The sequence below is a fragment of the Burkholderia humptydooensis genome (genome assembly GCF_001513745.1).
GTDB lineage: Bacteria > Pseudomonadota > Gammaproteobacteria > Burkholderiales > Burkholderiaceae > Burkholderia > Burkholderia humptydooensis.
Map to the genome: position 1 here is coordinate 2,523,147 of NZ_CP013380.1, position 21,461 is coordinate 2,544,607.

Here is a 21,461-nt window from a genome sequence, read left to right on the forward strand (position 1 = left end):
CCGCACGCGCCCCGCCGATGCGCGTCACACGAGCCCGTTCTCCGTCGCGTACATGAACAGATCGACGTCGGATTTCAGCCCGAGCTTGCCCATCGCGTTGTGCTTGTGCGTGCTGACCGTCTTGATGCTGCGGCCATAGCGGTTCGCGATGTCGGTCATCGTCATCCCGGTCGCGCACAGCCGCACGACCTCGATCTCGCGCGGGCTCAGTTGCGGCGGCGCATCCGTCGCGCGCATCGCAAGCCCGCTCGCCGCGCCCGCGTGCGTGCCGACGAACGGCCGGCCCTGGCACACCGCGCCGACCGCGCGCGGCAGTTCGTCGAGGTCGCCGCGCTTGCTCAGCACTGCGAGCGCGCCCGCCTGGCGCATCGTGTGCATCAACACCGGATTGTCGAGCATCGTCAGCACGATCACGCGCACCGAAGGATGGCCGTCGCGGATCGCAGTCAGCATCGCGAGGCCGTCGGCGGCCCGCTGGTCGGGCATCGCGAAATCGGTGATGACGATGTCGCACGGCGTGGTCGCGAGCAACGCGAGCAGCCCCGCCGGATCATGCGCCTCGCCGACGATCGACACGTCGCCCATGCCAGCCAGCATGTGACGCACGCCCAACAGCACGAGCGGATGGTCGTCCGCGATCAACACTTGAACGCTCATTTACCTTCCTCCTTTTGGATCGCCGCGATCGCGCGATTGCGCCGGATGCGCAACGCAACGCAGCAAATGATTCACCATCGCGAGGACTTCCCGGACTGCGCCGCGAATCGCGCGCGCGTCGCCCGCCGTCAGCAGATGGTGGAATTCGTCGAGCAACGCATCGACGTGCGCCTGCCCGAACAGGCTGTACGTGCCGCGCGCCGTGTGGCACCACGTGCGCAGCTCGCGAGCGGAGAGGCCGTCGCGCAGATCGCGCATCAGCGTGTCCCGGTCGCGCTCGAGCGCGCGGCGGCACGCGCCCAGGATCGCGTCGCGCGCCCCGCCGTGCTCGGACGACCCGCCGAAGCCCGCGAGCAGGCGCGCCGCGTCGACGCGCGACGGATCGAAGCGTAGCGCGGGCGCGGGCTCGATCGCATCGACAAGCACGCGCTCGAGCGCATCGAGCGTCGTCGGCTTGCCGATGCAGAACGTCATGCCGGCCGCGACGCAGCGCGCGTATTCGGCATCCGACACGAGCGCCGTCACGCCGACGACGGGCGTCGCGCGCACGCGCGCATCCGGATGCGCGCGGATCGCCGCCGTCAGCGCGACGCCGTCCATGCCCGGCATCCGACAGTCGGTGAGCACGACGTCGAACGCGCCCGTCTCGAGCGCGCGCAACGCTTCGTCGCCGCTCGCGCTGAAGCGCGCGCGGTGGCCGAGCGCATCGAGCTGATAGCGCAGCACGATGCGGTTCATCTCCTGATCGTCGACGACGAGCACGCGATACGCGCGCGACTCGCCCTCCGCCGCCGCGCGCGCGCACGTCGCGTCGCGCGCATCGAGCGCGGCGCGCAGGCTGTCGACGAACGCGCGCCAGCCGAGCGGATTGCCGCTCAGGCGCACGTGCGAGCCGTCGTCGGTCCAGCCGGCGGGCTCCGGCACATCGGTCACGCCGACCCAGCCGACCTGCGGCCGCGACGCATCGACGCGCGCGTCGTCGCACAGCACCGCATCGACGTGGGCCGCGCCGCGCGCGGCCACCCGCACGCCCGCCGTGCGCGCGTAGGCGGCAAGCGTCGCCGCGAGCGCGGCGTCGCCGACGTCGATCGACACGACCCGCCCCGCAAGCGCATCGGGCGCGTAGCCGCGCGCCGCGACCGCGCAGCGGATGCGCGCGGTCGCCGTCGTTCCCCTGCCTTCGTCACTCGTCAACGTCACGTCCCCTCCCAGCAATCGCGCGAGCTTGCGCGCGATCGCAAGCCCGAGCCCCGTTCCCGATTCCGTGCGCCGCGCGCCGCGCGCCGCGCGCACGAACGGCGTGAAGAGTCGCGTCAACTCGTCGGCGGCAATGCCGATCCCCGTGTCGACGACCGTCGCGACGATCTCGACCGAACCGTCGACGTCGTCCGCCGCGCGCACGCGCACCGACACGCTGCCGTGCTCCGTGTACTTGATGCCGTTGCCGATCAGGTTGACGAGAATCTGCCGCAGCCGATTGCCGTCCGTCAGCACCGCGGCCGGCACGTTGGCATCGACGTGCAGCCGGATCCGCAAACCCTTGCGATGCGCGTGCACCGCGAGCATCGCGCTCACGCTGTCGACGAGCTCGCGCACGTCGACGCGCGTCTTCTCGATCGCGAATTGCCCCGCCTCGATGCTCGCGTGATCGAGAATGTCGTTCAGCACGCGCGCGAGCGACTGCCCCGAGTCCTGCACGAGACTCAGCAGCCGCTGCTGCTCCGGCGCGAGCAGCCCCTCTTTCACCAGCTCGACGAGCGCGAGCATGCCGTTCACGGGCGCGCGCAACTCATGGCTCGCGGTCGCGAGCGAGCCCCGGCTCGCTCTGAGCGCCGCCTGCAGCCGCTTCAGATCGCGATGCGCCCATCCGTAGCTCAACAGCGCGACGAGCACGTGGCTGCCCCACAGCAACGGGTACACATGCGTCCACTTGCAGGGCTCGGTCGCGATCAGCATGCTCTCCTGCATTCGATTGGCGACCTGCGGCAGCGTCAGGAACGCGAGCGCCGCAGCGGAGATGCACACCAGTATGCGTCGACAGAATTTGCCTCCGCAAAAGCCGTCGCTTTTCATACCTTCATCCCATATGGAACCTCGCCAGAATACGCATCTCTTCCGTTGCCGGAAAAAACTCGCACCTCCTTTTCTCGCGACGTTCCATTTATGGGTACGGTCGTTTATCCCATCGCACGTGCGCTTTCTCCGATTCTTCGATTCGATGGCGCGCAGTCGCGAACGGCGGCGTCCGCGCTTCGGCCGTCCCGCACGGGTGCGGGACGGCCGGCAAGCGAAAGTCGACGATCAACGCATGCGCATCGCGATATTCTCGCGCCCGATTTGGCCATGTCGGGCTTCGCACCTCGTCAAATCCACGCTTCGTTCGAAAATGAAAAAACTGATCCGGCTTTCTCGTTCACCTCCCTCTCTCCCATCCGATTCGATTCGCACGCCCGATACGATTTCAGAAAAGCGCCGATTTTCGGCTAATAGCGCACGTCCACGACCACGCTGTCCGTGTACGTTCCGACGGCGGGCGTCTGCTGATCCGGATAGAGCCGCGCGGTATACGGAAACTGCTGCGCCGACTGGCCGTCGGCCGCCGCGCCGCTGCCCGCGCGGTTCGCCGACTGCCCCCACACCGCGCCGCCGCCCGGGCCGAAGATGTCGTACTGCAGCCGGCTCGCGCCGTTCGCCATCTGCCGGCGCCCGCTCGCGTGCGGATTCGCGCCGCTGGAGAGGCCCACCGTGTAGACCATCCCCTTCGTGCAGGTGAGCGACACGCTGCCCGTCACCGGCGCGAAGCTCGCAACCGTCGGCGCCGCGCCGAAGTTCACGTCGGGCGCGGCGATCACGCAGTCGTTCGTCACGGTGATCGTCACCGGCACGACCGCCGTGCCCGAGCCCCGGTCGCGGCCGAGGCAGATGCCGAGCACGCCGATCCCGCTGCAGTAGTCCCAGTTCCAGGCGATCGTCAGCGTGTCCGTGTACGTGCCCGCCGCGACGTTGCTGCCCTGGATCGTGCGGAAATACATCGGCAGCGTCTGCGCGGGGCCGCCGAAGATCCCGAGCAGGTTCAGCAGTTGGCCGCTCGCCCAGTTGTAGGTCATGCCGAGGTTGAGCTTGATCGAGTAGTTCTGGTCGGCGAACACCGAATACGGCACCGCGTCGCCCGTCGGGCCGACGAGCTTGCCGCCGTTCGCCGACGTGATCGTCGCGTTGATCTGGTCGCCGATCACGAAGAGGCCGAGCAGCGCGCCCGAGCATGACAGGCCGCTGCTCGTCGTCGACGTCGATTGCGGCTGGCTCGCGACGACGAACGACGTGACCGTGCCGAACGACGCGGGAGCGGCGCTCACGACCGAACACGTCGCATGCGCGTGCAGCGCCGGAAAGAAACCGAGCGCGAGCGTCGCCGCGACGCGCACGAGGAATTGTCGGAATGGCTTCATCGAGGAATCCTGTCGTTATTCGCCGCACGCGAGCGGACCGATGCGGCTCATCTGCGCCGCGTCGACGTCGGCTGCGAACGTCGCGCGGCAGGTTCGGCCATCGGGCGTCCTGACGCGCAGGTGATTGACCGCGGACAAGCCTTCGAGATACGTCTCGCCCTGCCAGCCGACGAGCGCGGTCTGGCCGCTCTCCTCGTGCAGCACGCGCGAGCCGACGCCGATCGGCCGACCCGCCGCGTCGACTAGCGCGATCTGCGCGGAGACGATCTTCTGGATCGGGAACGTGACGAGCGCGCCGCCGTGGTCGCGCACCGCGACGCGACGCTCGACGATCGGCACGCGCACGTTGCTCGGCAAATCGAGCGGATCGATCTCGTACTTGCCCGCGTAGTAGGACGGCGCCCACGGCACGAGCAGATGGCCGCCGCCGTCGGTCCTGCCGACGAGCTGGTTCTCGTAGCGCACCGGCACGCCCTTGTGGCCTTGCGTGTCGATCAGCGCGAACGCATCGTCGACGCGATTCGCAGGCAGCACCGCGCCGTCCATCACGACGACCGAGCCCTGCGCCTCGCCCCAGCGTGCGTAGCCGCGCCCCGCGCCGTAGCCGTAGGCGCCGCCCTGCACCTGGACGTAGCGGTTGCGCCACGTCGCATCCGCCTGCTGGTAGTGCGAGCCGCCGCCCGCATACGCGAGATTCCAGCCGAAGCCGCCGTCGCTCGGCACGCTGCGGCTGTACTGCACGCGCTCGCTGAAACTGTTGCGCTCGTCGCGCGCGACCGAGCCCGTCACGACGCCCTTGTCGCCGAGCGGCACGATCAGTTGCAGTTGCGCGGCGACACCGTGGTCGCCGATCGTCTTGTTGACCGACGCGTAAAGCGTCGCGCGCCGGAACAATGGCCGCGTATACGACAGGTTCGCGATCCGCGTGCGCGTGCCGTCTGCGCCGCGCACGTCGAAGTAGCCGGCGCCGAGCGTGCCGCCGATCGCGCCGAGATTGAGCGCGCCTGTCGCCTGCGTGCTGCTGCGCACGAGCCGGTACGTGACGTCCGCGGGCAGATCATAGACCGACAGATCGCGAAACCCGTCCGTGCGCTGGATTCGCTGCAGCGACACGCTGAACCGCTGCGACGAATAGCTGTAGCCGAACGCGTATTGCCGGCCCGACGTGCCGGCGAGACTGCTCTGCGTCGCCGCGACGTTGAGCACGCCGAACATGCCGACACCCAGGTCGAACCCGAGTCCGCCGAGCGCGAAGCGCTCGCCGCCCTCCGCGTGCCCCTCGATCGTCAGGTAATCGGCAAGGCCGTAGCGCGCGGTGCCCGACGCCGCGAACTTGCCGTACGAGAACGAGCGGATTCCGTAGTCGCGCCGCATCGCGCCCGCCGACAGCGAATAGTCGGAGAGCCCCTTTTGCAGCAGCGTGTTCGCGACGTAGAACGGAATCGTCGTCGCGACCTGGCGGCCGAGCGCGTCGGTCGTGACGACGGTCGCCTCGCCCGCGCCGTTGATGAACGGCACGTTGTTCATCGTGAACGGGCCGGGATTCACCTGCCCCGTCGTCGTCTTGCTGCCGTTGATGAACAGATCGACGGCGGTCGGCACCGCGGCCTGACCCGAAAACTGCGGCAGCGGATACGTGACGATGTCCGGCCGCACCTTGAAGTCGCGCTCGAACGACACGCCCCCCAGGCGCACGGCGCTCGACCACGACAGCGCGCCCGTGATCACGTCGCCTGCGGTGTACGTGAGCATCCGGTCCTGGTCCGAGTAGCGCCAGAACGTGTCGTAGCGCAGGTAGCGGTTGCTCCCGGCGCCGCCGATGCTGCCGCCGTAATCGCGCCGATAGACGCCCGTGTTCGTCACGGTGCCCCACTTGTCGAACAGACGCTGTTCGGTCCACGCGGACGTGTAGCTCGTGCCGAGCGTCGGCGAGTTCGTGTACACGTCGTAATTGAACAGGAGCCCGAAGCTGACGGCCGCGGGCGTGCGATCGTACAGCCGCCGCGAGCCGACCGTCTGCTGCGGCAGCCAGTCGGGCGGCACGGTCAGCTTCAGGCGCTGCTCGGTGCTCTCGTATTCGACCTGCACGCCGTCGAGCTTCGACAGATCGACGAGCGCGTCGGACTCCGCGCCGGTGCGCACCGACGCCTGCGCGAGGTCGCTCGCCCGCGCGTAGTAGACGCCGTCCCGATAGCGGATCGGCACGATGCGCCCCGTCGACAGCTCATTGACGACGAGCTCGAGATACAGCGTACCCTGCGCCGCCGCGCCTCCCGCGGGCGGCAGCGCGCGGCCAAAGCTGTCCGCGAGCGTCATCGGCTCGTTCGCGCGCGCGCCCCCCGCCGCCGCGAATGCGATGCCCACCGCCCACGCCGCCGCGCGCCGTCGCGGCAGCCCTCTCGTTCTGTATTCGTTGTACCGCTTCAAGGCATTTCCCCGTCGCGACATCGTCGCTTGTGTCGTGATGCGGATTACCGGTTCGAAGCGGCGCCGTCCACGTCGATTGCGAGATCGGCCACGCCGTTGACGGTGGCGATCAGCTTGGAATTGGAATTGAGCTTGATGGTCTCGGGCAGCGCCCAGCGCATCTGCGCGCCGGGCAGCACGTAGCCGAGCAGGCCCCGCGCGAAATCGGCGCGCGCGCCGTTCGCTTCGAACCCCGCATGCGTGATTCGCGCATGCACGGGGCCGCGGTTCGACACGACGAGCCAGCGCGTGCCGCCGTCGTGCGCGACGTGCCAGTGAAGCACGGGCCGCCCCGCCGTCGCCGGGTCGCGGCGCTTGTCCGGGTTCTCTTTCGTCCACAGGCCGTCGCCGTAGACGAAAAGCGGCACCGAGTAGTGCATCTGAAACTTCACGCCGAGCGACGCCTCGCTCGCGGATTGCTGCGCGCCGTCGTCCGGCTGCGGGATCTCGTCGATCAGCACGCGATACGCCTGCTCGGCGCCTGGCGCCGCCTCCGCGAGCCGCGTGAGCCGGATCAACTGGCGCTTGCCGGGCGGCACCGTCGCCATCGGCGGGCTGCCCGCGATGCGCTGCTGGTTCTCGTCGTAGAGGTCCTCGCCGTTCGCCTCGCGCCAGCCGAGCACGCGCACCTGCAACGTCACCGGCCGGCGATCGCGGTTCTCGAGCCAAAGCGCCGCTGCCCGCTGGTCGCTCTCGATCACGGGATCGATCGGCCAGATCATCACGGACGCCGCCGCATGCGCATGCTGCGCCGCGAACGACGCCGCGGCCGCCGCGCCGAGCAACGCGCGACGCATCCGCGCCGCGCGCGCCGGCGCGCCAGGCGATCTCGAAACTTTCATCACGGATTCCTGATTGATTAATAACTGAGCGTGACCTGCGCGGTGTCGGTGTACGTGCCCGCGGGCACGCCGCCGCCCGGCAGCGTCAACGCGCCGTAGACCGGCAGCGTGATCGTCCCGGACACGGGCAGCGACACCGCCTGCCCGATCGCGATCGCCTGCGTGCGCCCGGGGTCCGAATACAGTTGGTACGCCACGCGCGCGCCGCCGCTCGCCAGATTGCGCTGCGTGTTGCCCGCGCTCGCGTTCGCGCCGCCGTCGATCGTCATCTTCAGCGTCGAGCCCGGCGAGCATTCGATCTGCAACGCGCCGCCGCCGACCGCCGCCGTCGCCTGCCCGGTCGCGACGGCCGGATGCGCGCCGAAGTCGAGCGTGCCGAAGTTCAGGCCGCTCGTCGGCCCGCCGCCCGCGACACCGCAACCCGCGACGATCTGCGCGCTGACCGTGAAGGCCTGGGTTCTGGGCAACAGCGTGTCGGCCCGGCCGGCAGCCGGAAACGCCGCGACGCCCAGCAGAAAAACCACTCGATGTAAGGTCGACATGACGATCGGAAATCTGGGATCGCCTCGCGGCCCGCTTGCGCGCGAGCCGCGAGGCCGGACTGAACGGAACCGACGCGTGCGCTTACCAGCCGAGCGTGACGTTCAGCACGTCGGTATACGTGCCGGCGGCGAGCGCCGACGAACTCGTCTTGTTGATGACGCCGTACAGCGGCAACGCGAATGCGGCGCCCGGCGTCGGCACCGCGACCGATTGCGGCGTGCCCGACACATATTGCTGCGAATGCCCCGCATCCGAGTAAACCTCGTATGGTACGAAGCTGCTGCCGTTCGCGAGCGCGCGCGTGCCCGTGCCGACGGCCGAGCCCTTCGATACGTTCTGGCCGCCGTCGATCGTCACCTGGATCGACGTGACATCCGGCGAGCACGTCACTTGCGTCGACGTCGAGCCGCCGCCCTTCGCCGCGCTCGTGAGCTGGCCCGTGAAGCCGCTCGGCTGCGTGCCGAAGTCGAGCGTGCCGAAGTTCGCCGAGCCGACCGAGCCGCCGCCCGTATCGACCGCGCAACCCGTCGTCAGCACGAGCTGCGAGTTGACCGTCCCCGTGAGCGGGCTGGTTTGCGCCTGCACGCCCGCGCAGGCGGATACGCAGGCGAGAGCCGCCCAGACTTTCCAGTGAGCCTTCATTTTGTTTCCTTCTGTGTGGTGAAAAAGAACTGTTGCTGCTTACCTGCCCGGATCACCAGTCGAGCGTGATCCCGAGCAAATCCTCGTAGGTCCCGGACGGCACCGCGCGCGTCATGCCGTTGACGATGCCGTAGAGCGGCAGCGTCACGTCGTTCTGTCGCCCGTCGACGAGAAACGATTGCGGCATGAGCGGCACGTACGGCACGCTGCGCGCCGCGTCGCGGTACACGTTGTACGGAATCCGGCCGACGACGCGCCCGTCCGCGCCACGCTTGACCAAATAGCGGGTCGACTGGTCCCCGTTGCGACCGCTGTCGATCGAGACCAGAAAGCCGTTGACGTCCGGACTGCAAACGACGCGCATCGCACCGTTCGACGTCGCGCGGCCGTCGGCCATCAGGTAGTCGGACCAGAGCGGTCCTTGCGCGCCGAAATCCAGCCGGCCCAGATCCACGCTTCCGGCGACGCCCGCGACCTCGCATCCGCGGCTGACCTGCAAATTCACCTGCATCGTGCCGGTCAACTGCCCGGCCGAGACAGTCGCGAAAAACAGCATGAATGCCGCCCCGCTCATCATCCGCACCACACGCTTGCGCATTTCGCTCTCCACACGATCGCCCGTTGATCTCGTTGTTGTTTTTCGATGGCCCAATCGCCGCGCACGGCGGCCCCGTCGCTTCGCGCGCACCATGCATGCACCGACACTCGCCAATCCGCGCCGTGATTGCAGCGGACGAGCGCGGACGAACGGCAGCGCGTCGCGCGCCGCCGTCGCGGCAGGCAAAGTCGGAATTCGAATTCGGTCGACCCGGTTTTTAATTGGTTGGGGTCGACCCGATTGGTCTACTCGATTGCGGTTATTTCTGAATCACGCCCCGGTTTCATCGAAAATATAATTGAATAGATGATGAATGCCCGACGTAATTGTTACTATCAGAATAATCCGAGTTTTGAAAAATTTGACAATGTTTAAAGATTCTTTCGAACGCTCGAGCACAGCCATTCGAACATGATCGACATGGCAAAATCCGTCATATGATCGTCATCCGTGCATCGTCGCAGGGATTCGGCCAGGCAAATCAAAAGCGGAAATTATCGACAGGAATAGCGGAATCCCGCCATTCTGACCGCACATCGCCCGGGAATGGCGGCCGGGCGAAGCGGCTCAATTTCGATGCGATTCGCGCGGCCGCTCGCTCGACTCTCATTGCGAGAGCGATATTCCATTTATCGTCACTTACTCTCCTGCACGCATTGTGCGAATGACGAATTATCTCGCGGCGCTTGGCTGTGCGATTCCAATCATTCGGCATCCGGACGATCGACGGTGCGGCATCCGGCGCATGCGGACCAAGCGAAGACGCGCGTGCGTGCCGCCCGTCGCCCGCCCTTGCCCGCTCAGTTCGGCTGAAACCGGGGCAATAGCTCCGCGAACCGATCGGCGAGCGTCCGGCGCGACCGCTTCGGCCAGATCGCCGTCAACGGAAATTCCGGCAGCGCTTGCCCGTCGGCCACCGGGCTGAAATCGACGCCTTCGAACGTCAGCGTCCGGATCGACGACGGCAGCAGCGACACGCCGCAGCCCGCCGCGACACAGGCGATCACGGTCAGCGTGCGATTCGCGTCCTGAACGACCTCGATCGGATGGCCCGCGAGCCGGAACGCGCTGAGGATCGCCGCGCGAATCGACGGCAACTGCTCGTGCGGAAACCAGATGAGCCCCGCGCGCGACAGTTCCCGCAGCGTGATCGAGCCGTCCGGCTGCCGCGGAAACGACTTCGGAGTCACGGCGATCAGCGGATCGCGCCGGATCAGCTTCTCGTGGACGGGGCCGCCGATCGCGACGGGCGTATGCAGAATGCCGATGTCGATCTCGCCTCGCTCGAGCGCGACGACCTGCTCCGCATTGCTCATCTCCCGCATCACGAGATCGACGCGCGGCGTCGCCGCGCGCAACGCGCACACCGCGGCAGGCAACGTATCGAACAGCGCGGCCGACACGAAGCCGATGCTGAGCCGCCCTGCCCGCTGCGCGCCGATCTCGCTCGCGCGCCGCGCGGCGGCGTCCATCCGCGCGAGGCTCAGGCGAATGTCGTCGACGATCGCTTCGCCCGCCGTCGTCAGCGTTGCGCCGCGCCTCGAACGGTCGAACAGCTTCACGCCGAGTTCCCGCTCCATTTTCGTCAGCGCATGACTGAGCGCGGGCTGCGCGACGCCGAGGCGAATCGCCGCATGCGTGAGGCTGCCGGTATCGGCGATGGCCAGGAAATAACGTAGATGCTTGGATTCCATCTTCACTCTGCGCAATGAGACTGCTTTTTCGACGATCGTCGGCTAGCCGCTTCGCCACCGAATAGACGGGCTGATTCGCGAATCCACGCTTTCATTCCGCACTCGCTCCGGATAGACGAATTTGACTCGTGAATTTTCAATTTATCGACCATTCAATCAAATAGAATTATCCGATCAATCATTTCGAATATTCGCCGCCACGCATCGCGTCGAACGAAAATTGCCGCACCCCGCGCAACGCAAACGTTGCCGAGTCTTTCCGCCCTGCACAAGCGGGTTCGACACGAAGCCCGTCATCATAATTTTCTTTTATCGATAATGCCCGGTTTCGTGATGCATTTGTCGTTTGCCGCTCGATAAAATATGGCGATATGATGCGGAATTTTTCTCAATCGCTTATTGCGAAATCATTCTGGAGAGTGCGAGTGAGCTGGTACAAAGAAATATCGCCCGTGGAAAGACGCACGTTCAAGGGATGCTTTTCCGGCTGGGCGCTCGACGGCGTCGATACGCAGATGTTCAGCCTCGTGATTCCCGCGCTGCTCGCGTCGTGGAGCATCGGCAAGGGACAGGCGGGCCTGATCGGCGGCGCGACGCTCGCCGCGGGTGCGATCGGCGGCCTGCTCGCCGGCATGATCGCCGATCGCTTCGGCCGCGTGCGCGCGCTGCAGATCACCGTGTGCTGGTTCTCGCTGTTCACGTTCCTCAGCGCATTCGCGCAGAACTTCGAGCAGTTGCTCGCGCTGAAGACGCTGCAAGGGCTCGGCTTCGGCGGCGAATGGACGGCGGGCGCCGTGCTCCTGAGCGAAACGGTTCGCGCGCAGCATCGCGGCAAGGCGATGGGCATCGTGCAAAGCGCGTGGGGCTTCGGCTGGGGCGGCGCGGTGCTGCTCTACACGCTGGTCTTCTCGTGGCTGCCGCCCGAATGGGCGTGGCGCGTGCTGTTCGCGATCGGCGTGCTGCCCGCGCTGCTCGTGCTGTACATCCGGCGCGCCATCCCCGAGCCGCCGCGCGACGACGCGCGCGCGGCGGCGGCGGCCGCGGCCGCGTCGGCGCGCTCGTCGGCGAAGAGCATCTTCGATCCGGCGGTGCTCCGGATGACGATCGTCGGCGGCTTGATCGGCGTCGGCGCGCACGGCGGCTACCACGCGATCACGACCTGGCTGCCGACCTACCTGAAGATCGAGCGCCATCTGTCGGTGCTCGGCACGGGTGCATATCTCGCCGTGATCATCGTCGCGTTCATCGTCGGATGCATGACGAGCGCGTACCTGCAGGACCGCATCGGCCGCCGCAGGAACCTGATGCTGTTCGCCGCGTGCTGCGTCGTGACGGTCAACCTGTACGTGCTGCTGCCGCTCGACAACGTCGCGATGCTGCTGCTCGGCTTCCCGCTCGGCTTCTTCGCGGCCGGCATCCCGGCCACGCTAGGCGCGCTCTTCAACGAGCTCTATCCGAGAAACGTGCGCGGCCGCGGCGTCGGTTTCTGCTACAACTTCGGCCGCGTCGCGTCGGCGATCTTCCCGGTGCTCGTCGGACACATGGGCACATCGATGCCGCTCGGCGTCGCGCTCGGCATCGACGCGGGCATCGCGTACGGGCTCGTGTTCATCGCCGTGTGGTTCCTGCCCGAAACGCGCGCGCGCGATTTCCAGACGGCGCAACCCGACGTCCGGGGCCGCGAAGCGGCACTGTAGACGCGAGGCGGCGCGAAGCGGCCTATCGGGCGCCCGTCATTTCGTGGATTTTCATGGATCAGGCATCGAACGATCCGGCAGTCGAAACGATGGGCCGCCCCTTCGCAACGTGCGCGCGCGACGCACGCGATCCGCTCGTCGACGCCTGGTACGGGAACGGGCTTGCGCCGATCGAGGCCGTCGATTCGCACGCGCACGTGTTTCTGCGCAGCCTGCCGCGCATCCCGACCGCGCGGCATTCGCCGGAATACGACGCGACGCTCGAATCTTACATCGCGCATCTGAGCGCGTGCGGCGTCACGCACGCCGTGCTCGTTCAGCCGAGCTTTCTCGGCACCGACAATCACTTCTTCGTCGACGTGCTCGCGCGCTATCCGCAGCGCTTTCGCGGCGTCGCGAGCGTGAATCCGTGCACGGCCGAGGACGAATTCGCTCGGCTCGAAGCGACGGACGTGGTCGGCATCCGCCTGAATCTCGTCGGCCTGCCGATTCCGGATTTCGCCGCGCCGCGCTGGCGCGCGCTGCTCGCGCGCGCGAACGCGCTCGGCTGGCATGTCGAGGTGCACCGGCGCGCAGCCGATCTGCCTGCGATCATTCCCGCGCTGCTCGATCAATCGTGCTGCGTCGTGGTCGATCATTTCGGGCGGCCGGCGCCGCATCTCGGCACGCGCGATCCCGGCTTCCGGTTTTTGCTGTCGATCGCCGGCACCGGGCAGGTCTGGGTCAAGCTCTCCGCCGCGTATCGCAACATCGTTTCGGGCGACGGCACTGCGTTCGGCACGCACGCGGCGCGCGCGCTGCTCGGCGCGTTTGCGCCGAACCGGCTCGTCTGGGGCAGCGACTGGCCGCATACGCAGCACCGCGACCGGACCGACTACCGGACAACGCGCTCGGCGCTCGACGACTGGGTGCCCGATCCGCTTCTGCGGCGCATCATCCTCTGCGATTCGGCGCGCGCGCTGTTTCGCTTCGATCGCTAAACGACCGCGCGCGATGTGCCGACGCGCCGTCTCGTACGCCGCCCGCCCCCCGATGTATGCCAAAAATTTATGAATAACTCGGTCCGATCCGCTGGTTCGCGTCGACGCCGGCCGCTAGAATTTTCATCTCGATGACGATGACCCGGGCCCTTGTTCGACGGGCTCTGTGCTCGAATGCGTGCCGAACCGGCGCGCGATCGCGCGATCGCGCGGACACCGGACGTCACCGCGGATTTCGATTTTTCATCCCCGCACGCAGGCCTCGCTCGCGCTGCGCCCGTTTGCGCAACGCCATCGCTTGACGGCGGATGGCATCGCGATCGACGCCGAAACGGGATCGTGATTGTTCGCTTCACCCGCCGGCCGCCGCATCGGGCTTCGCTTCTTTCGATCGGCGGTCGACTTGCCGTCATTCGTCCAACACACAACTCTACATTTGCCGGCCGATACGGGACGCGATCGAATCCCGACAGGCAAGGGAGCTTTTTTTCGATGGAAACCTACCTCGACCTTCTGGTGGAACGAGAAGCCCTGATGATCAAGCTGGATGCGGCGCGCACGCAGGCGCGCAGCGCCGCGCTATCCGAAGTGAAGCGGATCGTCGAGGAATTCGAACTCACGACGCAGGAAGTGTTCGGCCGTGCGGGCGTGTTGCGCCGCCGCGGCAAGCTCAAGCCGAAGTACCGCGATCCGAAGACCGGCGCGACATGGAACGGCCGCGGCCGCCCGCCCTCATGGATCGCCGGGAAGGATCGCGCCGCGTTCGTCGCGTGACGCCGGCGAGGCGTGGCGCAACGGGGCGCGACGTCAAGCGGCAACGTTTGCTCGCACCGCGTGCGCTGCGCAGGCCGCAGCAAGAAAGCCCACACCGCTCGCCCGAACCGTGTGGGCTTTTTCGTTGCATTCGGCGCGGCCCGACAGACAGACGCACAATCGACGATCCCGCCGCGTGCGACGCGCAGCCGCAACGGCGTCCGGCCGTCAGAACGCCGGATGGCACTCGAACGCGAGTTGCGCGCGCCCCTGCGAGCCGCTGCCGCGATCGACGGATTCCCGCTTCACGCTCGCCTGCATGCCGCGCTGCGCGCAGTAGTTCGTCGCTTCGTTGACGGCTCGCTCGTGCGCGCCCGCCCACGACAGTAGAATGCCGCGCGAGTTCGAATCGACGGTGTAGACGTTCGGGGTTTCAGTCGCGCTGATGTCGGATGCGCTCGAGCATGCGGCAAGCAGCAGCGCGCAGAGCGCGATTGATAAGGACGACGATTTGAGAACGCGTGGTTTCAATTTTGCAAGCGTGCTCTTCGAGCAGACCGGGAACAATGAGACACGTGAAAGTATGCCGCGCTCCGCCCGATAGATCATTCCCGTTACGCTTAACAGTCCGTTTCGCTGATGCAAACAATGCGCGGCGCCTGCGTGGCGCTTCGTCAGCCTCGCCGGTTTTTTTCCTGCTTGCGTGCGCGCCGGACATTGACCACGCAACGGAGCGCAGCGGCCGGGCTGCTCACGATGTGGGACGAATCGCCCGCCTCGCGACGCAATACATGCGCGGCACTCCATAGGCATGGCCTATGCCGGGCAGAGGAAGCCCGTTCTATCGCTTCGTTCGCAGGACAGCGAAAATAGCGACATCGGCCATGCTCCACGCCTCGAGCGCACCCGACGCTCGCGCTTCGGATTCCGCTCGCCCGAACGCCAAACGCACTCAACCCACTTTTATCGCACACGATGGACTTCTTCAGTCCGAATACGACTGGCACGATGCTTCATGGCGATGCCGGCCGCATCGACGCATTCGTCGACGCGCCGCCCGGCGACGTGCGCGGCATCGCCGTCGTCACGCATCCTCACCCGCTACAGGGCGGCGATGCCGGACACAAGATTCCTCGCGCGCTCGCCCGCGTCTTTCAGCTATATGGCTGGCTCTCGATCCGGCCGAATTTCCGCGGCGTCGGCGGCAGCGAAGGCACGCACGACGCCGGCAACGGCGAAACCGGCGATACGCTCGCGATCGTCGAGGCCGTGCGCCGCGCGCATCCCGGCAAGCCCGTCGCGCTCGCGGGCTTCTCGTTCGGCGCGTTCGTGCAGGCGCGGGTCGCGCGGGCGCTGATCGACGCCGGCGCACCGCCCGCGTGCACGGTGCTCGCGGGCGTTCCGTTCGGCACCGTGCAGGGCGAGCGCCAATACGACACGCCCGCTGCGCCGGACGGCACGCTCGTCGTTCACGGCGAATCGGACGCGGTCGTCCCGCTTGCGAGCGTGATGGCGTGGGCGCGTCCGCAGCGGCTGCCGGTCGTCGTCGTGCCGGGCGCGAACCATTTCTTCACCGGCTGCCTCGGCATGTTCGTGTCGGTCGTCGAGCGGCACGTCGCGTCGTTGCGATAGCGATTCGCGGCCCGCGGCCGGCCGTCACGCGGCCGAATCGGTGCGCGCACGCAACGCGATGCCGGCCCACACGCCGCTGTCCGCGAGTTCCGCGATCAGTTCGACGATCGTCTCGCGCACCGCGAGCGCGGCCGAGCTCACGGGCGACGTGTTCGACCAGCACAGGCTCGCCGGACGCCGGACCTCGGGATCGACCAGGCGGCGCATCTTCGGCCGGTTCGCCGCGTCGCGCAGCGCCAGCGCCGATGCGGGCAGGATCGTGCACGCGGCGCCCGATTGCGCGATCGACAGCAGCGTCGGCAGCGAATCGATGTCGGCGACGATGTTGAGCGGCACCTCCTCGCGCGCGAAGATCCGCTCGAGCAGCAGGCGCAGCCCGTTCGACACGCTCGGTGCGACGAGCGGCACGCCCGCGAGCGCAGCGAGTGCGCACGTGCGGGCGCGCGGCGCCACGGCGCCGCCCGGCTCGCCGAGCAGATACAGCGCCTCGTCGAGCACGGGCATCGCGGTGATGCCCGTCGTGTTCGATTCGCGAAACAGGATCGCCAGATCGAGCCGGCCGTTCGCGAGCAGTTCGTTGATGTAGCCGCTCATGCTTTCGAAGAGTTGCAGGCGAATGCCCGGATAGCGCACGCGCACCCGTTCGAACACCGGCATCGCGAGCACGGACGCCATCGTCGTCGGAAAGCCCACGGCGACGGTCCCCGATTCCGCGCCCGCGCCTTCGCGCACTTCCTGCCGCAATTGATCCATCTGCCGCAGCACGAGCCGCGCGTGACGATAGAGCGCCTGCCCCGCCGCCGTCGGCTTCACGCCCTGCGGGCTGCGCACGAGCAGCGCGACGCCGAGATCGTCCTCGAGCTTCGCGACCTGCTGGCTCAGCGAAGGCTGCGCGACGTACAGCTTCTCCGCCGCTTTGCCGAGGCTGCCGTACTCGACGATACTGACGAAATAACGAAGCTGACGGACGTCCATCGCGCTGCCTGTCGGTCGAAAAGGCATAGGATACGCCTATGTCCGGCACATTCAATCGGTATTTCCCGTGCGCCGCCGGTTCACCTAAAGTCGTCTCCATTCCAAGCCAATCCGCCCGGCCCGCCGGGCGACGGAGACGGCCATGCGCGCCACCCCAGCCGAGCGCCGCGACGACGCGCTCCGGATCGTCACCGACCTCGTTTCCCCCGCTCCCGCCGCCGCGCTCGCCGCCACGCTCGATCGCGACGCGCATCCGCGCGCCGGCGACCCGCTGCCGCCGCTATGGCACTGGCTGTACTTCTGGACGGCCGCGCGGCAATCGTCGCTCGGCGGCGACGGCCATCCGCGCACGGGAGGCTTCCTGCCGGATCCAGGCTTGCCGCGCCGGATGGCGGCGGGCGGACGCGTGCGCTTTATCGCGCCGCTCGCGATCGGCTCGAGCGCAACGCGCACGTCGCGCGTCGCATCACTCGAGCGCAAGGCCGGCCGCAGCGGCCGGCTCGCGTTCGTCACGGTCGAGCACCGGATCGAGTCGAGCGGCGCGCTTGCGATTCACGAGGAGCAGGACATCGTCTATCGCGAGCCCGCCGAGCCGGGCGCACCGTCGCCGCCGCGTCAGGCCGCGCCCGACGGCGCGCACTGGCAACGCGAGATCGCGCCCGCCGAAACGCTTCTCTTCCGCTATTCGGCGCTGACCTTCAACGGCCACCGCATCCACTACGACCGCGCATACGCGCAGCATGCGGAAGGCTATCCGGACCTCGTCGTTCACGGCCCGCTGATCGCGACGCTGCTGCTCGATCTCGTGTCGCGATCGATGCCGGATGCGGTCGTCACGGACTACGCGTACAAGGCCGTGCGCCCCGCCTTCGTCGGCCGCGCGCTCACGCTGTGCGGCCGGCTTGCGCCCGACGGCCGGTCGGCCGAGCTGTGGGCGAAGGATCACGAAGGATCGCTGACGATGTCCGCGCGCGCGTCCCTCGTGCGATAACGCATTTCGAAGATCGAACGAACCACTCATGAACCCAGCCATCGATCCCCATCAGGACATCCGCGAAGCGGTCCGCGATCTTTGCAGCCAGTTTTCCGCCGACTATTTCCGCAAGATCGACGAGGAACGCGGCTATCCGGAAGCGTTCGTCGACGCGCTGACGAAAGCCGGCTGGCTCGCCGCATTGATTCCGCACGAATACGGCGGCTCGGGCCTCGGCCTCACCGAAGCGTCGATCATCATGGAGGAGATCAACCGTGCCGGCGGCAATTCCGGCGCGTGTCACGGCCAGATGTACAACATGGGCACGCTGCTGCGCCACGGCTCGGACGAGCAGAAAGCGCGCTACCTGCCGCGCATTGCGTCCGGCGCGCTGCGCCTGCAGTCGATGGGCGTCACCGAGCCGACGGCGGGCACCGACACGACGAAGATCAAGACGACGGCCGTGCGGCGCGGCGACCGCTATGTCGTGAACGGCCAGAAGGTCTGGATCTCGCGCGTTCAGCACTCCGATCTGATGATTCTGCTCGCGCGCACGACACCGCTGTCGGACGTGACGAAGAAAAGCGAGGGCATGTCGATCTTCCTCGTCGATCTGCACGACGCGATCGGCCACGGGATGACGGTGCGCCCGATTCCGAACATGGTGAACCACGAAACGAACGAGCTGTTCTTCGACAATCTCGAGATCCCCGCCGAGAATCTGATCGGCGAAGAAGGCCAGGGTTTCAAGTACATCCTCGACGGGCTGAACGCCGAGCGCGCGCTGATCGCCGCCGAGTGCATCGGCGACGGCTACTGGTTCATCGACAAGGTGTCGCGGTACGTGCAGGAGCGCGTCGTGTTCGGCCGCCCGATCGGCCAGAACCAGGGCGTGCAGTTCCCGATCGCACGCGCCTACGTGAACGTCGAGGCAGCGAGCCTGATGCGCTACCGGGCGTGCGCGCTCTTCGATGCGCAAGAGCCGTGCGGCGCGCAGGCGAACATGGCGAAGCTGCTCGCCGCGGACGCATCGTGGGAAGCGGCGAACGCGTGCCTGCAATTTCACGGCGGCTTCGGCTTCGCGTGCGAATACGACGTCGAGCGCAAGTTCCGCGAGACGCGCCTGTACCAGGTCGCGCCGATCTCGACGAACCTGATCCTGTCGTACGTGGCCGAGCACATCCTCGGCCTGCCGCGCTCGTTCTGACGAAGGACCGCCATGCGCCCGCTCACCGGCATCACTGTCGTCGCGTTCGAGCACGCGATCGCCGCGCCTTTCTGCACGCGCCAGCTCGCCGATCTCGGCGCGCGCGTGATCAAGATCGAACGCCCCGGCGTGGGCGATTTCGCGCGGCAGTATGACGAACGCGTCTGCGGCCTCGCGTCGCATTTCGTGTGGGCGAACCGCTCGAAGGAAAGCATGACGCTCGACGTCAAGCGGCCGGAGGCGGTCGGCATCGTCCACGGCTTGCTCGCGAACGCGGACGTGCTCGTGCAGAACCTCGCGCCGGGCGCGATGCAGCGACTGGGCTTTGGCTACGACGCGCTGCGCGAACGCTATCCCGCGCTGATCGTTTGTGACATCTCCGGATACGGACTCGACGGCCCGTATCGCGACAAGAAGGCATACGACCTCTTGATCCAGAGCGAATCGGGCTTCCTGAGCATCACCGGCTCGAACGACGCGCCCGCGAAAGCCGGCTGCTCGATCGCGGACATCGCGGCCGGCATGTATGCGTACTCGAACATCCTCGCCGCGCTGTTCGAGCGTGAACGCACGGGACGCGGACGACACATCGATCTGTCGATGCTCGAGAGCATGATCGAATGGATGGGCTATCCGCTCTACTACGCGATCGACGGCCAGACGCCGCCGCCGCGCACCGGCGCGTCGCACGCGACGATCTATCCGTACGGCCCGTTTCCGGCGGGCGACGGCAAGACTGTGATGCTCGGCCTGCAGAACGAACGCGAGTGGCAGCGCTTTTGCGACACCGTCGTGCGGCTGCCCGAGCTCGCCGCCGACGATCGCTTCCGCACGAACAGCCTGCGCTCGAGCCATCGCGATGCGCTCGCGCACATCATCCGCACGGCGTTTTCGACGCTGAGCGCCGACGAAGTGATCGCGCGCCTCGACGAAGCCGGCATCGCGAATGCGCGGGTCAACGACATGCATCACGTGTGGCAACACGGCCAGTTGAAGGCCCGGCATCGCTGGACGCACGTCGATACGCCGGCGGGCCCCGTGCCCGCGCTCTACCCGCCCGGCGTCGCCGCGCGGGACGAACCCGCGATGGCGCCCGTGCCGGCGCTCGGCCAGCACACGGACGCGATCCTGCGCGAGCTCGGCTACGACGATGCCCGCATCGCACGCTTGCGCGACGAAGGCGCCGTCTAGCGGCGCGAGACATGACCGGACCTTCCCCTCGAAGCAAGGCCGGCACGCATCGTTCATATCAGGAGACACGCATGACCCCGATCGTCAACGCGGCCGGTCGACTCGACCGCCTGCCCGTTTCACGTTTCCACTGGAAGATCCTCGGACTCATTGCGGCCGGCGCGTTCCTCGATGCATTCGACCTCTATCTCGCGAACGGCGCCGTCGCCGCGATGGTGAAGACGGGCTTCGCCGATCTGCGCAGCGGCGCGACGTTCGTGTCGGCGACCTTCGTCGGCATGATGATCGGCGCGGCGCTCGCGGGCTACGTCGGCGACAGGCTCGGCCGTCGCTATTCGTATCAGCTCAATCTCGCGGTGTTCGGACTCGCGTCGCTCGCCGCGTGCTTCGCGCCCGACTCGCGGGGCTCGGCGCGCTCTTCAAGGCCGACATGCGCGGCCGCACGATCGTCGCCGCGATGACCGCGATCGCCGTCAACATCGGCCTGTACGGGTTCATCGCGTGGCTGCCGACGTTCTTCGTGTCGGAGGGGCTGTCGGTCGTGAAATCGCTCGGCTTCGTGCTGCTGATGTCGATCGGCTCGCCCGTCGGCGGCGCGTGCGGCTATCTGATCGCCGACAGGATCGGCCGCGCGAAGGGCATCGCATACGCGGCCGTCGTCAGCATCGTGCTCGGCTGGATCTATGTTTCGCTGCGCGACGCCGCGGCGATCATCGTCGTCGGCTTCTGCCTCGTGACGAGCATCTATACGATCACGACACTCGGCCTGTTCGGCTTCATTCCCGAGCTGTTTCCGACCGAAGTGCGGTTGCGCGGCACGGGCTTCGCGGGCATGACGGGACGCGCGGCGTCGATCGCGACGCCGTATCTCGCGCTCGCGCTCTATCGGCATGTCGGCGTGGGCGGCGTGATCGCGATGGTCAGCGCGGTCTTCGCCGCGCTGTGCATCGGCATCGGGATACTGCGAATCGAGACGAGCCGGCATGCGCTCGAGGACATCTCGCCGACGGCCGGGGACGGCGATCGGGATGCCGTGCGAACGGCCGCGCCTTGACGCGCGGCGCGGTCGTGAGCGCAAGACACGTGGCGGCATTTCATATGCGCGGCAGCTTGTCGGGCATCTGCGCGCCGAAGCTGTCCGCGCCGGCAAGGCGCACGGACG

At 67.4% G+C, this 21,461-nt stretch carries 19 protein-coding genes and 1 pseudogene; 9 read left to right on the forward strand and 11 right to left on the reverse strand.

The window, feature by feature from the left end:
• Positions 1–24 precede the first annotated feature (24 nt).
• Together AQ610_RS11290 and AQ610_RS11295 are read right to left on the reverse strand one after the other, a co-directional pair.
• Positions 25–657: a response regulator gene (locus AQ610_RS11290; RefSeq protein WP_009912761.1), complete on the reverse strand. Its 633-nt coding sequence runs from the start codon at positions 655–657 to the stop codon at positions 25–27.
• Positions 658–2,730: an ATP-binding protein gene (locus tag AQ610_RS11295; RefSeq protein ID WP_043282555.1), complete on the reverse strand. Its 2,073-nt coding sequence runs from the start codon at positions 2,728–2,730 to the stop codon at positions 658–660. It abuts the gene before it with no gap.
• Between AQ610_RS11295 and AQ610_RS37305 the strand changes: the two genes are divergently transcribed.
• Positions 2,638–3,144 carry a hypothetical protein gene (locus AQ610_RS37305; RefSeq protein WP_231748967.1) on the forward strand — a complete coding sequence of 169 codons (507 nt, stop codon included), beginning with the start codon at positions 2,638–2,640 and terminating at the stop codon, positions 3,142–3,144. The two genes, AQ610_RS11295 and AQ610_RS37305, sit on opposite strands and share 93 nt — an antisense overlap.
• On the opposite strand, the gene AQ610_RS11300 is transcribed toward AQ610_RS37305, so the two are convergent.
• The 7 genes from AQ610_RS11300 to AQ610_RS11330 form a co-directional block, all read right to left on the reverse strand.
• On the reverse strand, positions 3,141–4,106 hold the full coding sequence (locus AQ610_RS11300; RefSeq protein WP_006026436.1) for a Csu type fimbrial protein: 966 nt from the start codon (positions 4,104–4,106) through the stop codon (positions 3,141–3,143). The genes AQ610_RS37305 and AQ610_RS11300 overlap by 4 nt on opposite strands.
• A 15-nt stretch (positions 4,107–4,121) precedes the next feature.
• Positions 4,122–6,533: a fimbria/pilus outer membrane usher protein gene (locus tag AQ610_RS11305; RefSeq protein WP_006026435.1), complete on the reverse strand. Its 2,412-nt coding sequence runs from the start codon at positions 6,531–6,533 to the stop codon at positions 4,122–4,124.
• 44 nt (positions 6,534–6,577) lie between these two features.
• A complete protein-coding gene (locus AQ610_RS11310) occupies positions 6,578–7,414 on the reverse strand; it encodes a fimbrial biogenesis chaperone (RefSeq protein ID WP_043282554.1) in 837 nt (278 codons plus the stop codon).
• Positions 7,415–7,431: 17 nt separating this feature from the next.
• Positions 7,432–7,956: a Csu type fimbrial protein gene (locus AQ610_RS11315; RefSeq protein WP_006026433.1), complete on the reverse strand. Its 525-nt coding sequence runs from the start codon at positions 7,954–7,956 to the stop codon at positions 7,432–7,434.
• An 82-nt stretch (positions 7,957–8,038) separates the two neighbouring features.
• The gene (locus AQ610_RS11320; RefSeq protein ID WP_006026432.1) at positions 8,039–8,599 is read right to left on the reverse strand and encodes a Csu type fimbrial protein; all 561 of its coding nucleotides are present in this window, start codon (positions 8,597–8,599) and stop codon (positions 8,039–8,041) included.
• 52 nt (positions 8,600–8,651) lie between these two features.
• The gene (locus tag AQ610_RS11325; RefSeq protein WP_043282658.1) at positions 8,652–9,197 is read right to left on the reverse strand and encodes a Csu type fimbrial protein; all 546 of its coding nucleotides are present in this window, start codon (positions 9,195–9,197) and stop codon (positions 8,652–8,654) included.
• A gap of 800 nt (positions 9,198–9,997) precedes the next feature.
• On the reverse strand, positions 9,998–10,891 hold the full coding sequence (locus AQ610_RS11330) for a LysR family transcriptional regulator (RefSeq protein WP_009912775.1): 894 nt from the start codon (positions 10,889–10,891) through the stop codon (positions 9,998–10,000).
• A 452-nt stretch (positions 10,892–11,343) separates the two neighbouring features.
• On the opposite strand from AQ610_RS11330, the gene AQ610_RS11335 reads away from it, so the two are divergent.
• The 3 genes from AQ610_RS11335 to AQ610_RS11345 all read left to right on the forward strand — a co-directional run bounded on the left by AQ610_RS11335 (position 11,344) and on the right by AQ610_RS11345 (position 14,342).
• Positions 11,344–12,588, forward strand: a complete 1,245-nt coding sequence (locus AQ610_RS11335) for an MFS transporter (RefSeq protein ID WP_043282553.1) — start codon at positions 11,344–11,346, stop codon at positions 12,586–12,588.
• A 53-nt stretch (positions 12,589–12,641) separates the two neighbouring features.
• On the forward strand, positions 12,642–13,568 hold the full coding sequence (locus tag AQ610_RS11340; RefSeq protein ID WP_006026428.1) for an amidohydrolase family protein: 927 nt from the start codon (positions 12,642–12,644) through the stop codon (positions 13,566–13,568).
• A 492-nt stretch (positions 13,569–14,060) separates the two neighbouring features.
• Positions 14,061–14,342 carry an H-NS histone family protein gene (locus AQ610_RS11345; protein ID WP_009917351.1) on the forward strand — a complete coding sequence of 94 codons (282 nt, stop codon included), beginning with the start codon at positions 14,061–14,063 and terminating at the stop codon, positions 14,340–14,342.
• 207 nt (positions 14,343–14,549) lie between these two features.
• On the opposite strand, the gene AQ610_RS11350 is transcribed toward AQ610_RS11345, so the two are convergent.
• A complete protein-coding gene (locus tag AQ610_RS11350) occupies positions 14,550–14,852 on the reverse strand; it encodes a hypothetical protein (protein WP_009917353.1) in 303 nt (100 codons plus the stop codon).
• A 444-nt stretch (positions 14,853–15,296) separates the two neighbouring features.
• On the opposite strand from AQ610_RS11350, the gene AQ610_RS11355 reads away from it, so the two are divergent.
• Positions 15,297–15,953 carry an alpha/beta hydrolase gene (locus tag AQ610_RS11355; protein ID WP_006026424.1) on the forward strand — a complete coding sequence of 219 codons (657 nt, stop codon included), beginning with the start codon at positions 15,297–15,299 and terminating at the stop codon, positions 15,951–15,953.
• 24 nt (positions 15,954–15,977) lie between these two features.
• Here the strand turns inward: AQ610_RS11355 and AQ610_RS11360 are convergent, their stop codons facing one another.
• Entirely contained in the window at positions 15,978–16,928 is a 951-nt protein-coding gene (locus tag AQ610_RS11360; protein WP_006026423.1) for a LysR substrate-binding domain-containing protein, read from the reverse strand.
• Between the two features lie 142 nt (positions 16,929–17,070).
• On the opposite strand from AQ610_RS11360, the gene AQ610_RS11365 reads away from it, so the two are divergent.
• From AQ610_RS11365 to AQ610_RS11380, 4 genes and pseudogenes are all read left to right on the forward strand, one after another.
• Positions 17,071–17,919 carry an HTD2 family dehydratase gene (locus AQ610_RS11365; protein WP_006026422.1) on the forward strand — a complete coding sequence of 283 codons (849 nt, stop codon included), beginning with the start codon at positions 17,071–17,073 and terminating at the stop codon, positions 17,917–17,919.
• Between the two features lie 28 nt (positions 17,920–17,947).
• The gene (locus AQ610_RS11370) at positions 17,948–19,108 is read left to right on the forward strand and encodes an acyl-CoA dehydrogenase family protein (protein ID WP_006026421.1); all 1,161 of its coding nucleotides are present in this window, start codon (positions 17,948–17,950) and stop codon (positions 19,106–19,108) included.
• Positions 19,109–19,120: 12 nt separating this feature from the next.
• Positions 19,121–20,299: a CaiB/BaiF CoA transferase family protein gene (locus AQ610_RS11375; protein WP_006026420.1), complete on the forward strand. Its 1,179-nt coding sequence runs from the start codon at positions 19,121–19,123 to the stop codon at positions 20,297–20,299.
• Between the two features lie 71 nt (positions 20,300–20,370).
• A pseudogene (locus tag AQ610_RS11380) lies at positions 20,371–21,353 on the forward strand (MFS transporter).
• Positions 21,354–21,461: the final 108 nt, after the last annotated feature.